General features: G+C 37.9%; 13 protein-coding genes. 5 read left to right on the top strand and 8 right to left on the bottom strand.

Annotated elements, in window-relative coordinates; translation table 11 throughout:
* From HMPREF1528_RS08965 to gltS, 4 genes are all read right to left on the bottom strand, one after another.
* Positions 1 to 417, bottom strand: a complete 417-nt coding sequence (locus tag HMPREF1528_RS08965; RefSeq protein WP_016479501.1) for a hypothetical protein — start codon at positions 415 to 417, stop codon at positions 1 to 3.
* Between the two features lie 3 nt (positions 418 to 420).
* Positions 421 to 981, bottom strand: coding sequence for an RHS repeat-associated core domain-containing protein (locus HMPREF1528_RS12435; protein ID WP_232211471.1), 561 nt, complete (start codon positions 979 to 981; stop codon positions 421 to 423).
* Between the two features lie 295 nt (positions 982 to 1,276).
* Positions 1,277 to 1,756: a hypothetical protein gene (locus HMPREF1528_RS08975; RefSeq protein ID WP_016479503.1), complete on the bottom strand. Its 480-nt coding sequence runs from the start codon at positions 1,754 to 1,756 to the stop codon at positions 1,277 to 1,279.
* A gap of 101 nt (positions 1,757 to 1,857) precedes the next feature.
* Positions 1,858 to 3,096, bottom strand: a complete 1,239-nt coding sequence (gene gltS / locus HMPREF1528_RS08980; RefSeq protein ID WP_016479504.1) for a sodium/glutamate symporter — start codon at positions 3,094 to 3,096, stop codon at positions 1,858 to 1,860.
* A 281-nt stretch (positions 3,097 to 3,377) separates the two neighbouring features.
* On the opposite strand from gltS, the gene HMPREF1528_RS08985 reads away from it, so the two are divergent.
* From HMPREF1528_RS08985 to HMPREF1528_RS09005, 5 genes are all read left to right on the top strand, one after another.
* The gene (locus HMPREF1528_RS08985; RefSeq protein WP_034567997.1) at positions 3,378 to 4,340 is read left to right on the top strand and encodes a transketolase family protein; all 963 of its coding nucleotides are present in this window, start codon (positions 3,378 to 3,380) and stop codon (positions 4,338 to 4,340) included.
* Positions 4,341 to 4,394: 54 nt separating this feature from the next.
* Positions 4,395 to 5,249: a hypothetical protein gene (locus HMPREF1528_RS08990; protein ID WP_016479506.1), complete on the top strand. Its 855-nt coding sequence runs from the start codon at positions 4,395 to 4,397 to the stop codon at positions 5,247 to 5,249.
* A 331-nt stretch (positions 5,250 to 5,580) separates the two neighbouring features.
* Positions 5,581 to 7,026 (top strand): SWIM zinc finger family protein, encoded by a 1,446-nt coding sequence (locus tag HMPREF1528_RS08995; protein ID WP_016479507.1) that lies wholly within the window; start codon positions 5,581 to 5,583, stop codon positions 7,024 to 7,026.
* A 10-nt stretch (positions 7,027 to 7,036) separates the two neighbouring features.
* Complete coding sequence (locus HMPREF1528_RS09000) at positions 7,037 to 8,863, top strand: HEAT repeat domain-containing protein (RefSeq protein WP_016479508.1); 1,827 nt, start codon at positions 7,037 to 7,039, stop codon at positions 8,861 to 8,863.
* 355 nt (positions 8,864 to 9,218) lie between these two features.
* Positions 9,219 to 10,712, top strand: a complete 1,494-nt coding sequence (locus tag HMPREF1528_RS09005) for a sulfatase (RefSeq protein ID WP_016479509.1) — start codon at positions 9,219 to 9,221, stop codon at positions 10,710 to 10,712.
* Here HMPREF1528_RS09005 and HMPREF1528_RS09010 read toward each other — a convergent pair.
* From HMPREF1528_RS09010 to HMPREF1528_RS09025, 4 genes are read right to left on the bottom strand one after another with little or no spacing between them, the layout of a single operon-like run.
* A complete protein-coding gene (locus tag HMPREF1528_RS09010) occupies positions 10,709 to 12,337 on the bottom strand; it encodes an AMP-binding protein (protein WP_016479510.1) in 1,629 nt (542 codons plus the stop codon). The genes HMPREF1528_RS09005 and HMPREF1528_RS09010 overlap by 4 nt on opposite strands.
* A 26-nt stretch (positions 12,338 to 12,363) precedes the next feature.
* Positions 12,364 to 13,038 carry a tRNA (guanosine(37)-N1)-methyltransferase TrmD gene (trmD, locus tag HMPREF1528_RS09015; RefSeq protein WP_016479511.1) on the bottom strand — a complete coding sequence of 225 codons (675 nt, stop codon included), beginning with the start codon at positions 13,036 to 13,038 and terminating at the stop codon, positions 12,364 to 12,366.
* A gap of 4 nt (positions 13,039 to 13,042) precedes the next feature.
* Positions 13,043 to 13,681, bottom strand: a complete 639-nt coding sequence (locus HMPREF1528_RS09020; RefSeq protein ID WP_016479512.1) for a hypothetical protein — start codon at positions 13,679 to 13,681, stop codon at positions 13,043 to 13,045.
* Between the two features lie 30 nt (positions 13,682 to 13,711).
* A complete protein-coding gene (locus HMPREF1528_RS09025; protein ID WP_016479513.1) occupies positions 13,712 to 14,314 on the bottom strand; it encodes a thioredoxin family protein in 603 nt (200 codons plus the stop codon).
* Positions 14,315 to 14,347 lie beyond the last annotated feature (33 nt).

Here is a 14,347-nt window from a genome sequence, read left to right on the forward strand (position 1 = left end):
TTACTCCTCTTGCTTCCATAAAGATTCTATGGTATACAATTTAGCTACTTCAGGATAGATATCATAACAAGAGTTTATAAATTCTTCAATTTTTGAGGTTACCTCTTTAATAGTTCCAATCAAAGCAAATTCTCGGAAGACTTTACCATCAGAGGGATATAGCCATCCTTCTATATTTATTATCTCTTTATTAACGGTATACATTAATTCAATATCTATTAAGTCAACATCTTTTTCATTGAGATAAGTATTGTATAGAAGAAATTCTAGATATTTAACCTGTATTGTTCGTCCTTTTTCATCTATCTCTTCCCTATTTATAATTTCAATATTTTTAATTTCCTTATTAAATTTGAATTTCTCTATACCTTTTCTAAAAAATTCTTCTAATAATAGGTCTAATTTATTTATAATCATTGATTATTTCCTTTTAATACATGATTTTGCTACTTTCTTAAGAGTCTTAGTATATTCGTGTTCTTTTTCAGAACCTCTTGTTTCTGCCCATTCGGTTAGTTTTGTATAGTCTGTATCATTTTCAGGCCTTATAGAAACATGTTTACCATAATCATTTACAGCTTCTAAACCTGTTCCCTCTAACTTACTTACATCAATAGATAAATATTTAGTATCTACTGGTACTTCTAAAGAAGCTGATAGTCCTGACGATGTATCTTTTTTAGGACGAGGTGTGAGATTATTTCCAGTAAGTGAACCTGTCCTATAAACTGTCCCTTCTGTAAGTTTAACTTCATCTAGCCCAAATACATCAACTTCCGTATTCAAATTTTTTACGAAAGCGTATAATGTAGGATTATTTCCCGCCAACCCTATCGGGTCTTGACTTATGTAGCAGCCTGTCTCTGAATTATACCATCTGTACCTATTATAATATAATTTTTCTATTATAAGTTCTTCTTGATACCCTCTGGACTTCAATTCTACCCCTCCAAACCTCAATTTTACTCCTTTGGACTTCAATTTTACTCCTTCGGACTTCAATTTTACCTCTCCAGACTTCAATTCTACCTCTCCGAACCTCAAATGCACCACAACGGAGCATTACAAGACTGCAACGGAGCATTACAAGACCGCAACGGAGTATTACAAGACTGCGACGGAGGGCTTCTGAAGTGGTAATTTGGTGTAAAATTATCCTATGGAGGACTAAAAAACACCTACGGAGGGCTAAAAAAGAGGTTCGTACTACTAAAAAACTCCATCGGAGTTGTTTTATAGCGGTTCCGATGGAGAGCAAAAAAAGAAAACAAATACTTTATACTTCTTTAGAGGAGTCTTTATCTCTATTTTTGGTAAAAAACTGCTTGAGGTCTTTATACTTCTTTTCAAAATTAGGGTCGAGAGTACCTGCTTTGTAAGAAGCGAACGAATAATCGGTGAGGGCTGCCTGATAATTGTCGTTGTCGTGCATTATCTTGGCGTTATAAAGCCCGATGTTTAGCCTTTCTAAAACGGCAACAATGGCTTCCAACCGCTGGCGTGAAACATAGTCCTTTTCGAACTCTTCCCAGTTCACTTCGGGGGCTTGCAGTTCGGGCTGATTCTTGTGATAATCGTATGTTTTATTCACAAGTAGCTTGTTTTGCTCGTTTACCCTGCCATACTTTTTTCTTTCTTCAGGAGAAAGATTCTTCAAGTATTTTTCACAGATTTGCTTCATAGAAGTGAGAGCCTCTTGAATTTTTGTGTACTCCTCATCAGTGAGGTGCTGATTATTATAATTAGTAACAGACATAGTTATATAATTTTAAAAATTTATGCGACAAAGATAGAGAATTATTTTTAGCTCGCCAAAAAAAGTATAAAAATATTTATTCTTTGAGAAAAAGAATTTTGTTAAGTTAGTATGCTAATAAAGGTAGTTAAAATAAAAGCATTGATGAAGTCGATAAAGAAAGCCCCTACCATTGGCACTATCAAGAAGGCTTTGTGTGAAGGTCCAAAACGCTCGGTTACCGACTGCATATTGGCGACTGCCGTAGGGGTGGCACCCATACCAAAACCACAGTGTCCTGCTGAGAGTACAGCAGCATCGTAGTTGCTACCCATCAGGCGAAAAGTAACAAAATAGGCATAAGAGCACATCACAAAGGTTTGCACTGCCAAAATAATGAGCATCGGGAGGGCTAAATCAAGCAATTGCCACAGTTTGAGGTTTAAGAGTGCAATGCCTAAAAACAAACTCAGAGAAGCGTTACCAAACACATCGATAGCGCGGTCGAACATATTTACACTAAAGCCTCTGGTAAGCACATTGCGCAAGAGTACCCCAAAGAACAATGCCCATACAAACTGAGGAATAGTGAATCTCTCTGGAAAGAAGGCAGTTACTGTGGGTGATACCATTATAGCTGAAAACGATAGGCAAGCGGCAAATAGTGCCATTGTTTCTATCGCTGATTTAGAAGTGATGAGGCGTTGTTTAATTGCATTTTCAAAAACTTCTACTACGTTATCGGCTACGGTGTCAGTACTTTGTTTTTCAGTAATAGGCTTTTTTCCTATATTGTTCACTAACTTGCGTGCTATGGGACCACCAATAAGTCCGCCGAGTACCAACCCGAAGGTAGCCGAAGCCATTCCTAGGTCAGTAGCTCCCTTTATACCGTAGTCGGTTTCTAATATTTTACCCCAAGCACCTGCCGTTCCGTGTCCGCCAGTAAGTGTTATAGAGCCCGTGATGAGTCCCATAACAGGGTTTTGCCCCAAGGCACTTGCTAAGCCCACCCCCACAGAGTTCTGTACTACAATAAAGAGGGCGACCACCCCCAGGAAAATAATCAGCCCTCTACCACCAGCTTTTAGTCGAGAGAAATCGGCACTCAAACCTATGGACGAAAAGAAAAATAGCATAAAAGCATCTTGCAAGCTGTTATTGAACTCTAAGGAAATGCCTGTGGTAGTATACAGCAGATAGATAAATACTGCTGCTAACAATCCGCCCGCTACAGGTTCGGGTATATTGAAGTTTCTTAAAAATTTGATTTTATGCACTAATAGTCGCCCTACGAGCAACACTATTGTAGCGACTATCAGGGTGTAATAAGGGTTGATGATAATGGTTTTCATATCCATAATAAGCGAGATATAGATTTAATGAGGGGCTAAAAGTACAAAAGATTATTTTACTGAAGAAATAAATAAACAAAAAAAACTGTAAGTAATGAATGTTTACTATCTTTACTCTTAATTTAAAACGATAGCTTGTGATAGAACTAATTAGTTTTCTTCTTATGCTTATAGAGGCGTTTCTGCTATTCATTTATTTTGTTTATGTAGAAATAGATAGTTTTGTTAGGAAGAAAAGATAAAAAGTATTACTTTTGTCGCTCAAAAAGAATAACACTCATTTACCGATGAAAAAATATATTGATACAGGAAAAAAAGACACCCGAAGTGGTTTCGGGGCAGGACTTGCTGAGTTAGGACGCAACAACCCTAATGTAGTTGCTCTTTGTGCCGATTTGATTGGCTCATTGAAGATGGAAAAATTTATCGAGGAGAACCCTACGCGCTTCTTTCAAATAGGTATTGCTGAGGCAAATATGATGGGTATTGCCGCTGGGCTTGCTATTGGGGGTAAAATACCTTTTACAGGCACCTTTGCAGCTTTCTCTACAGGGCGTGTGTATGACCAAATACGTCAATCGATAGCTTATTCAAATAAAAACGTAAAAATTTGTGCCTCTCACGCTGGGCTTACTCTCGGAGAAGATGGAGCTACCCATCAAATATTAGAAGATATTGGTTTGATGAAAATGCTTCCTAATATGGTAGTTATCAATCCTTGTGATTACAATCAAACGAAAGCTGCTACTATTGCTATTGCTGATTATGTAGGTCCTGTTTACCTGCGTTTCGGTCGTCCTACGGTAGCAAATTTTACTCCTGAAGACCAAACCTTTGAAATAGGAAAAGGTATTTTGTTAAACGAAGGGAAGGACGTTACTATTATCGCTACAGGGCATTTGGTATGGGAAGCTCTTTTGGCTTGTGAGGAATTGGAGCAAAAAGGTATTTCAGCAGAAGTTATCGATATCCACACTATTAAACCGTTAGACGAAGAGCTTATTCTTACTTCAGTAAAGAAGACTAAAGCAGTAGTAACTTGTGAAGAGCATAATTACTATGGTGGATTAGGTGAGAGCATAGCTCGTGTGCTTACACAGCGTTATCCTGTTCCACAGGAATTTGTGGCTGTAAACGACACTTTTGGTGAAAGTGGAACTCCCGCTCAGCTAATGCAAAAGTACGGTTTAGACAAAGAAGGTATTTTGAAAGCTGTTGAGAAGGTACTCAAAAGAAAAATGACCCATTAAGTAAAAGTTAAACTTCAATACATTATTTATAAAACTAATAAAAGCAAATTATTTATGATAGATTATTTACAAACCAAGAATCCTTATTTTAATGCTTCTGGACTTACCTCATCAGAGGCTAACTATGTATGTGAGCGTATCAAAGAACGACTTAAACCCATTCAAGACCTTGTTAATACTATTGAAACTCATACTTCAAGTATTGATGGGGAACCTTTGGATAACTTTGAGAAGGTAGATGATATCGGAGAAAAGCTCACTGAAATAGGGTCGCTATATGCAATCTCAGCTTATTTGCGTACGGCAATTAAGGAGAAGGAAGCCCGATTAGATGTGCTAGCAAAAAAGCTAACCAATATACAACTTGAAGCAGAAGCTGAAGTAAAACCAATTGACTATGAACACCTCAATCGGCTTAGAGAGGTTACCATAGAGGATTACCTCAAAACTTTATCACTTGAAGAAGTAGTACGATATAAGGAAGCTGAAGCTAAAGCAGCCCACATCGGGAAGTATATTCATAATTTTGATGAAGTACGAGCAAATCTCACTAAGAAAGAACTTATTACCTTAAAACAAGTAGGTGAGCAGGTATTTAAAGTAAAGAATGTACCCTTGTATGACCTCGCTGATCTACAAGAATTGCAAGAACAGCTATTAGCTCAGCATCGCGAGGTTGAAAGTGAAGTAAACTTTTATAAGGCTCAGTTTCGTACGTTCCAGAATAACGCTCAATTGCAATATGAACAAGAACTTCAAAAGTTGCAACAAGAACGTCAGAAAAAGGTAACTGCTCTGGTTGTAGAAAAAACATCCGAATTGATGAAAATAAAGGAAACGGTTGCAGGTTTTAGAATCGTAGTGCCTAACAGTTATAAAAGTACTATTGAACACCTTTTAAAGAAATAGGGGTTGGTGCGGTGTAAAATAGTTGACCTATAACAGATTTACATCATACCAATTTAGAAAGCTACAAAACGGATTTTTCATTAGATAGCAAACACACTCATTGACATTTCGCTCTATACCCAAACAGTTTTTAATAAGGGGAATGTGTGTTACCCCCGCTGATGTTTATCACATCATAATTAAAACTTTGCTATAGTCTTTGCCTTTGTGGGTATAGAGGTCTTGAACTTAAACATTGCCATCGACTGCGTTCCGTTTTGTAGCTTTCACTTTTATAAAAGGATAATAAGTTGTTTATGTTTCGATAAAACCATATAATTCACAATACAATATGATAGAAGTAACACAACAAAAGATTGAAGAACTCGCTCCTAATGCCGAAGCAGCTAAAAAAGGGCGAGATTTACAAAAGAAAGGAAAATTTACTAATCTAAAAATCAATGCTGAAAAGAACCTTATATGGGGTGAATGTGCAGGAAGTGGTAAAAATCCCTATTATTGCTCAGCTGACTATATAGATAGCCATAACCCAGTGTTTCGTTGCAATTGTCCTAGTCGTCAGTTTCCTTGCAAACACGCTATTGGTTTATTGTATTGCTTTGAGGCAGATAAGAGTCAATTTAGTGAAGGTGAGGTGCCAGAAGATATTACTACTAAGCGTGAAAAGATAGAGAAAAGACAGGAAAAGAAAACTCAAGAAAAAGAGTCTATCAAAGAGAAAGCTGATAAACCTAAGAAGGTAAATAAAACGGCTTTTGTTAAGAAAGTAGACACTCAGCTTATAGGTATTGATACAGCTCAGAAACTTTTGCGCGATATAGTCAGTACAGGACTTTCTTCAATAGATGCTAAATTACGCGCCACCCTTAGAACTCAAATAAAAGAATTAGGCAATTACTATATAGGCGGTATACAAACAGCTTTCAATAACCTACTTTTGTCACTTGAAGAAGTAGAAGAGGAAGAATATACAGAGGTAGTAAATAACTTAAATTATCTTTCAGCTTTACTGAAAAAAGCCTCTGAATATCTAAAAGTCCGCAAAGAGGATCCAGAAGGATTGCCTGAACTATCCTCAGCTATTGAAGAGCAAATAGGCTATGTATGGAAGTTAGTAGAGCTAATGCAATATGGACTTTATGAGGAAAATGCAAGCCTTGTACAGCTTTCGTTTAATAGTTATGACAATGAAGCGCGCAAAGAATATGTAGACGAAGGATTATGGCTTAACCTAACCACAGGCAAGATATTCAAGACGATGAATTATCGTCCTTATAAGGCAGCAAAGTACATCAAGGAAGAGAACACTATGTTTGGTGTTTTACAACTGAAAGACCTATATATTTACCCTGGTGATACAAACCCTCGTATTCGTTGGGAAGCTGACAGTATAACAGAACGCCCTCTACAAAAAACAGACCTTACTACCATTAAGCAATGGGCATCGACTCAGTTTGCTGATACTATCAAGAGTGTAAAGAACACTATAAAAAATCCACTGATGGATAAGCATCCGGTAGTACTTTTGGCACTGCATAAAGCTTATAGAGTAGGGGAGGATTTGGTTGTAGAAGATGCCAATGGTTTTGCTATCACCTTGAAAGATATAGGAGAAGGGGCTGTATCGCCAACGGGCAATCTGAAAGCTTTTTTGCCCTCCAACGCCGAAGGGCTCACCCTCACAGCAATGATGCATAATGATGTAGCCAGCGGACTTTTGTCTGCCCAGCCAATGTCGCTCATTACCCCTGATAAAATTATCCGTTTATTATATTAGCATATTAGATATGAAACCTTTATACGATTTACAACAAGAACTTAATCGTCTGTTTATAGCAGGAAGTAAGTTTGCTAAAAATGACCCTCGCTTGCAGAAGTACATTCCTATACTGAAAAAATTGGGAGAAAAGGCTCCTGTATTTAATAAATTAGCCCAAGAAGTAGAAGCATTGCTACAAGTTGAAAGCCAGCAATCTGCCGAAAAGCTATTAAATGTTTCCACTTTGCTCTATTCGGTGCTCTATACACAAGGTGTTACTATACAAGCAGAAGCTACAAAAGTCCTACAAGAACCTAATGTATCTATAGCCGATGTGAATACAACCTATTCGTATTTACAACTGAAACCTGTATTGCAAGCTCTTACCCAAAGTAACTCAGGACGTTTAGAAGTACTTAAAGACGCTTTTGAACGTGGTATATTTAAAGATTCTCGTACCTTTGGTTATTTGAGCTATGCCTTGGCTGATAAGTATACTGAACTCGCCGATTATGTACTCCAAACTATTATTCCCACTTGTGGTCAAGCAATGCTCCCTTTCCTGCTATCGGATTTTCGTTTAGAGGATAGGACTGAAAATGTACGCCGATTGCGATTATTATATCAGTTAGGGTATACCGAGATGGATAGCCTAACGGATAAGATATTCGGTGAGAGTTTACCTAACCTACAAGCTGAAGCTATTAGCATAATAGCTGAGAGGAAAGATACACAAACAGAAAACTTTATTATGAGTCTTACAGGTGACAAGAATAAGTTGGTACGGGAGGCTTCTTATAAGGCATTAGCAATATTGGGCACACAACGTAGCATTGATAAGTTACTTGCACTTTATGAAACTAATAAAGCAAAAGGAAATGCAAAAGCTTTGGCTGAAGCTATTTCTTTATTAGCAATACCTTCACATTATCAACCTTTTCTTAAAAAGGTATACGAGCAATTTAACATACTACTTTCAATAGAAAAAACAGATAACAATGCAGCAGTAACTAATGCTTTTGAACGTTTTGCTATTGATTTGAATATTTTGGAGAATAAGGATTGTAATGAAGTATATGAGTTCTTATCTGAATTACTACAATCTCAGAAATTCAACAATCTTCGCAGAAGTTTATTTAAGAACACTTATGACCCTATACCTATGAAAATCGTGGGTATTCTCAATAGCTTTGAAGCAGATAAGGTGGTGGCATTCTATGATAAGCATAAGCAATATCTCACTTTTAACAGTGGTTATAATGATTTGTGGATAAACTTTTTTTGGAGAGCTTTTAATAATGATAATTTTAGTAAGGAACAACTATTTGATACATTTAGCACTACACTTGGAAAATCACTTGCAACAGGAAGTATGTTAGAAGCATTTAGTGGAACTAATGGTTATTATACTTATACAATTCGTAAATGTTCAGAGGTGAGAGTAGATAGAATAGACCCTCGTTGGATACCTGTGTTTTATTCATTCCTCCGTAGTCTTAAAAAGCTCCATAACAATTATGCATTAAATACTTTTATTATACTTGATGCCTTAGAAAAAGATGGGAAATCATTAGATGAATGGCTTTTGAAAGCGCTCTCAGAAACTTTTTCAGAAGACACCATATGGTTGTACCACCTTATTTTAAAACGAAACTTACCCAATAAATATGAGCTTGTTTATCACTCATTAGAGAAAATTAAGGCTGGAAATGCTTATTATTTTCTGTATAACCTTTCTGACACAGATTTTTGGAAGCAGTTTCCTAAGGAATACGCACAGAAGTTCAGAATTTTGGCTGAGAAGAATAAGTTAAAGATATTTAAAGAAATAGCAGAAGAGATAGAAAGAGGATAACAAAAAGGGTGTGATATGAAAGCACAAATGAATGGTTAATGATTAATGGTTAGTGATTAGTAGTGAATTAGAATAAAGATTTTTATGCAAAGCTTATAGGATAGACGGTGCGAATTACACGGTCAGTCGTAGCACGACAGGCAGATAATGAAAAGACGAACAAAAGACGAACAAAAGACGAACAAATGACGGTGCGAGCCGCACGGGCAGACGAAGAAAAGACGAAGAAAAGACGAAGAATAAATATATCTAAGATTAACTTGCACTCTATCTAAGATGAAATTTAGTTATTATTTTAGTTACATATAATTTTGTTTAATTGAAAAGTTGTATCTTTGCTGAAACTTTAAATGAAATGAGAACACTCTTTTTACTTGCTTCAACACTTCTTTTTCTCACGGTTGAAGCACAACGCCCTAATATAGTAGTTTTTATAGTAGACGATATGGGATGGGAAGACACTTCTTTGCCTTTTTGGAGTGAACGTGTTCCTAATAACGATATTTATCACACACCTAATATGAAGCGATTGGCTTCGCGAGGGGTGCAGTTTACGCAAGGTTATGCGGCGTCAATTTGTTCGCCCAGCAGAGTGAGTTTACTTACAGGTAGCAATGCGGCGCGCCACCGTGTTACTAACTGGACGTTGCACTACAATACCCCTACCGATGTGGAAGATGCTGTACTCACGCCACCCGATTGGAATGTAAATGGCATTTCACCCATACCTAATGTGTCTCACGCTTATTATGCTAAAACGCTTCCTCAGTTATTAAAAGAAGCTGGCTATTACACTATTTGCATAGGAAAAGCACACTTTGGGGCAACTCAAACCTTAGGGGCTAATCCGTTGAATTTAGGATTTGAGAAGAATATTGCAGGACACGCGGGAGGAGGACCTGCAAGCTATTCAGGGCTTACTAATTTTGGCAATCGTACTGATGGACAACCTTCGTCGGCTTTTGCGATTCCTGACCTCGAAAAATATTGGGGAAAAGATATTTCGGTTACCGAAGCACTTACGTTAGAAGCGCTTGAAACATTAGATAACCGACCTAAAGACTGTCCGTTTTTTCTCTACCTCTCACATTATGCAGTGCATATTCCTATTGAGGAAGATAAGCGTTTCAGTGCTAAATATCAGCATTTAAACCCTATTGAAGCCCGTTATGCCTCGATGATAGAAGCTATGGACAAGAGTTTGGGCGATGTGTTGGATTACCTCAAAGCACATCAGTTAGAAAATGATACTTTTATTTTGTTTTTATCGGACAACGGAGGGCTGAGTACAGTAGGTCGTGGTGGAAAGCCTAATACACATAACTATCCGCTACAAGCAGGTAAAGGCTCGGCTTATGAAGGAGGTGTGCGTATTCCTATGATAGCCTCTTGGCAAGGGCAACTACCCACGAATAAGTGCACGGAGCAACCTGTAATTATAGAAGATGTATTTCCGACGCTTTTGGAAGTGGCGAAGATCAGAGACTATAAAGTACCTCAAAAGGTAGATGGGAAAAGTTTTTTGACAACCTTAAAAGGTAAAAGAGTAGGAGAGGAGCACCGTTGCTTTTATTGGCATTGTCCTAACAATTGGTATACAGTAGAAGGCTATGGTTATGGAGCTTCGAGTGCTATAAGGCAAGACGATTGGAAATTAGTATATATGCACAAAACGGGTGAAAAACAGCTGTTCAATATTAAAGAAGATATAAGCGAAGCTCATAACTTAATTAAGCAGTACCCTTGTAAGGCAAAGCAACTTACAAAAAAAATGCGCCATTACCTCAAAGAAGTAAAGGCGCAGATGCCTATGAATAAAGAGACAGGAAAAATAGTTCCCTTACCTTAATCTTCGTCCTCTAACCCAAGTTCTCTCGCTGATATTTCACGCATTTCTACCTTGCGTATTTTACCCGAGATAGTCATCGGGAACTCTTCTACAAATTTCCAATAATGAGGCACTTTGTAATGAGCAATACGCTCTTTGCAGAAGTCGTGGAGTTCTTCTTCAGTGAGGGTAACCCCTTCTTTAGGTTTGATCCAAGCCATAACTTCTTCACCGTATTTTTTGCTAGGGACACCAATTACTTGCGCGTCCATTACTCCTTTATAGGTATAGAGGAAGTCTTCTATTTCTTTAGGAGAGATATTCTCACCTCCGCGAATAATCAAATCTTTAATGCGACCTGAGATATGAATATAGCCATCCTCGTCCATCATAGCCAAATCGCCAGAGTGCATCCAGCGTTGTTCGTCTATCACCTGCTGTGTAGCCTGCGGACTATTCCAATATTTCAACATTACTGAATAGCCACGGGTACATAGCTCACCGTTCTCACCTCGTTTGACGATAGCTTTGGTCTCAGGATTGATAATCTTAATCTCTAAGTGGTCGTGAATAGTTCCTACCGAGTGGATTTGTTTCTCGAAAGGCGCTCCTATTTTAGTTTGTGTAGAGACAGGTGAAGTTTCTGTCATACCGTAGCAAATAGTTATTTCGTGCATATTCATTTGCTCTTTCACGCGTTTCATAATTTCAGGAGGACACAAAGCTCCTGCCATTACTCCTGTGCGTAAACTTGATAAATCATAAGGTTGTTTGTCTAATACATACAGTTCTGAGATGAACATCGTAGGCACACCATAAAGCGAAGTACATTTTTCTTTCTCTACAGCTTCGAGTGTTTTAGTAGCATCGAAACTGTCATTAGGGATTACCATTGTAGCCCCGTGAACTGTACAAGCGAGATTTCCAATAACCATTCCGAAACAGTGGTAAAAAGGTACAGGAATACACACTCTGTCTTTTTCGGTATAATTCATTCGGATACCGATAAAATAACCGTTATTGAGGATATTGTGGTGAGAAAGTGTAACACCTTTGGGGTTGCCCGTAGTTCCTGAAGTATATTGTATATTTACGGGGTCGTCAAACTGCACTCTCTCTTCAAAAGAAAGTAGTTTTTCGTCAGTGACTTTTTCACCGCGTACTAAGAAATGTTGCCAGCTCTCTCCCCAATACACTTCTTTACGCAAAGTTTCAGTAAACTCACGCGCATCGTCTATCATCTTTTTATAATTACTACTTTTAAACTGAGGGGCAGCAAAGATGTATGATATGCCTGATTGATTGATTACATAAATCAGTTCACTGGTACGATAAGCAGGATTGATATTCACCATTATCGCTCCTATTTTGGCGGTAGCATACTGCAAGAGCGTCCACTCATAGCAATTAGGAGACCAAATACCTACCCTATCGCCTTGTTTAACACCTAAGGCGATAAGCCCTTTGGCTACTGCCGTTACTTGTGCATAAAACTCGGCGTAAGAAACTCTGTAGTTTTGATGTACGGAGATAAGAGCCTCTTTATTAGGGTATTTTTCCACTGTTTTACGAAGGTTCTGGTCGATAGTTTCCCCTATAAGAGAGATATCGGAAGCTCCGTAGGTGTAAGCTAAGTTTTTATTCATAAGGATTATTTTAAGTTATTCTTTTGTTATTTCAGTAAGTCAGGTCGTTTGGCTTTGGTATGTTCATAAGCCATATTTTCCCGCCATTGTTCTATTTTAGGGGTATTGCCACTGGTAAGAATTTCGGGTACTTCCCAACCCTTGTAGTTAGCAGGACGTGTATAGACTGGTGGAGCCAACAAATTATCCTGAAACGAATCGGTAAGGGCTGAGGTTTCATCGGAGAGGACACCAGGGATGAGGCGAATAATTGCATCACAAAGTACCGCTGCGCCTAATTCTCCACCTGAAAGCACATAGTCACCTATGGATATTTCTTTGGTGATAAAGTGGTCGCGTACGCGTTGGTCTACCCCTTTGAAGTGCCCACACAAGATGATAAGATTTCTAGCCAATGACAGTTGGTTAGCCATCTTTTGTTGCAGTGTATCACCATCAGGGGTGAGGAATATTACCTCGTCATAATCTCTTTCAGCTTTGAGAGCTGAAATACACTTATCGATAGGCTCTATCATCAGCACCATACCTGCCCCTCCACCAAACTGATAGTCATCTACTTGTCGGTAGGCATTATTGGCATAGTCGTGTAGATTGTGGAAATGTACTTCTACTAATTGTTTATCAATCGCACGCTTTATAATGGAGTAGCCAAAAGGACTCTCCATTAGTTCAGGAACAACTGATATAATATCAATACGCATCAGTCTAACGATGTTTGTTTATTTCGTCTTGCAACTGGCGACGCACTTTCTGTTCGCGTTCAATAGCTGCTTTGCGATAGCTCTCGTATTCCTCTTGTAATTCTGATAATTGATGAAGAGACTTTCTTGTAACAATATTTCCGTTAGAGTATTTGTAAATATATAGCACTAATAGAACTCCTAAAGCAATAATAATTCCCCACATAATGGTATTGTATAAGCCTTTGGATAGTAAAGCTCCAAACAGATTCATACTATCTTTTTCATTGCGGGTCTGGTCTAAGGTAGTTTGTAAAGAGGCTATATTATCATTTAGTGTCTTAATAGTTTCTTCGTGAGTTTTTACTGTTTCCTTTTCAGCAGCAAGACGTGATTTTATATTATTCACACTGTCTGCCATACTGCGTTGAAAGCTGGCAAGCTTAACTTTGTCAAACATTTTGTAGTTTTGCCAAGACCCTGCTCTGTCTATCATACGTTGGAACTGTTCGGGTAGGCTTGTGGGCTTTGGTTCTTCAGGTTGTACTTCTACAGTAGTTGAAGCAGTTTTCTGCGAATTAAATGAAGTTGTTGTCGCATCTTGTGCTTTAATTGATACAGCAGGAAAGGCACTAAGTGCCATCATTATTATTAGTTTTTTCATATAACTTATATTTTAAATTAATAATTGAGGTTACAATGTTTTCATTATCTTCATAAAATCGTCTACAATGGTAACTCCTTTGTCCTGGTTGTACCATTTTTGTAGTTCTTCTTTGAATTCAGGGGTGAGTTTACCATTCTTAGCCTTCTCTTCTTCTACCATTTTAGTAGCTACTGAGGGACGAGAGCCCCAATGTGCTAACACCTTATCTTCTAAGTCTAAAAACACTACTACAGGAATGGCTTTACCTCCATTGGTAAGAAAAAGATTCATCAGCTCTTCATTCTCATCTCTAAAAACAAGTTTCATAGTGATTTTAGGGTTGAGGGTCGCTATTTTATGTACTACGGGTACAATTTGAGCCGCATCAGCACACCAACTTTCGGTAATCACTAATAAACAAACACTCTTAGGGTAGTTTGCAAAGAATTGAGCCTTATCTTCAGGTATTTCTATGGTCTTATCTAAACGTTTGTAGCGTTTTTGGTTTAAAGCAGTGTAATATATGCGTTCTTCGGTTTGTTCTTCTCCGCTCGATTTTCCTTCTGTTGCATACTTGTCTATCAGGTTGCGATAGGTCTCGTAAGAAATAGCTTTTAGGAGACTATTGCGAATGATTTGTGTTGTATCCATATTCAATTAATTAACAATTAAAAGGTAAGGCAC

This window comes from Capnocytophaga sp. oral taxon 336 str. F0502 (assembly GCF_000411575.1).
Taxonomy (GTDB): domain Bacteria; phylum Bacteroidota; class Bacteroidia; order Flavobacteriales; family Flavobacteriaceae; genus Capnocytophaga; species Capnocytophaga ochracea.

What these genes read in the sequence shown, in the direction of transcription:
- HMPREF1528_RS09000 (WP_016479508.1), top strand. Translation starts at nt 7,037, where the DNA reads ATGAAACCTTTATACGATTTACAACAAGAACTTAATCGTCTGTTTATA.
- HMPREF1528_RS08965 (WP_016479501.1), bottom strand. Translation starts at nt 417, where the DNA reads ATGATTATAAATAAATTAGACCTATTATTAGAAGAATTTTTTAGAAAA.
- HMPREF1528_RS08995 (WP_016479507.1), top strand. Translation starts at nt 5,581, where the DNA reads ATGATAGAAGTAACACAACAAAAGATTGAAGAACTCGCTCCTAATGCC.
- HMPREF1528_RS09020 (WP_016479512.1), bottom strand. Translation starts at nt 13,681, where the DNA reads ATGAAAAAACTAATAATAATGATGGCACTTAGTGCCTTTCCTGCTGTA.
- gltS (WP_016479504.1), bottom strand. Translation starts at nt 3,096, where the DNA reads ATGGATATGAAAACCATTATCATCAACCCTTATTACACCCTGATAGTC.
- HMPREF1528_RS09025 (WP_016479513.1), bottom strand. Translation starts at nt 14,314, where the DNA reads ATGGATACAACACAAATCATTCGCAATAGTCTCCTAAAAGCTATTTCT.
- HMPREF1528_RS08975 (WP_016479503.1), bottom strand. Translation starts at nt 1,756, where the DNA reads ATGTCTGTTACTAATTATAATAATCAGCACCTCACTGATGAGGAGTAC.
- HMPREF1528_RS09005 (WP_016479509.1), top strand. Translation starts at nt 9,219, where the DNA reads ATGAGAACACTCTTTTTACTTGCTTCAACACTTCTTTTTCTCACGGTT.
- trmD (WP_016479511.1), bottom strand. Translation starts at nt 13,038, where the DNA reads ATGCGTATTGATATTATATCAGTTGTTCCTGAACTAATGGAGAGTCCT.
- HMPREF1528_RS08990 (WP_016479506.1), top strand. Translation starts at nt 4,395, where the DNA reads ATGATAGATTATTTACAAACCAAGAATCCTTATTTTAATGCTTCTGGA.
- HMPREF1528_RS08985 (WP_034567997.1), top strand. Translation starts at nt 3,378, where the DNA reads ATGAAAAAATATATTGATACAGGAAAAAAAGACACCCGAAGTGGTTTC.
- HMPREF1528_RS09010 (WP_016479510.1), bottom strand. Translation starts at nt 12,337, where the DNA reads ATGAATAAAAACTTAGCTTACACCTACGGAGCTTCCGATATCTCTCTT.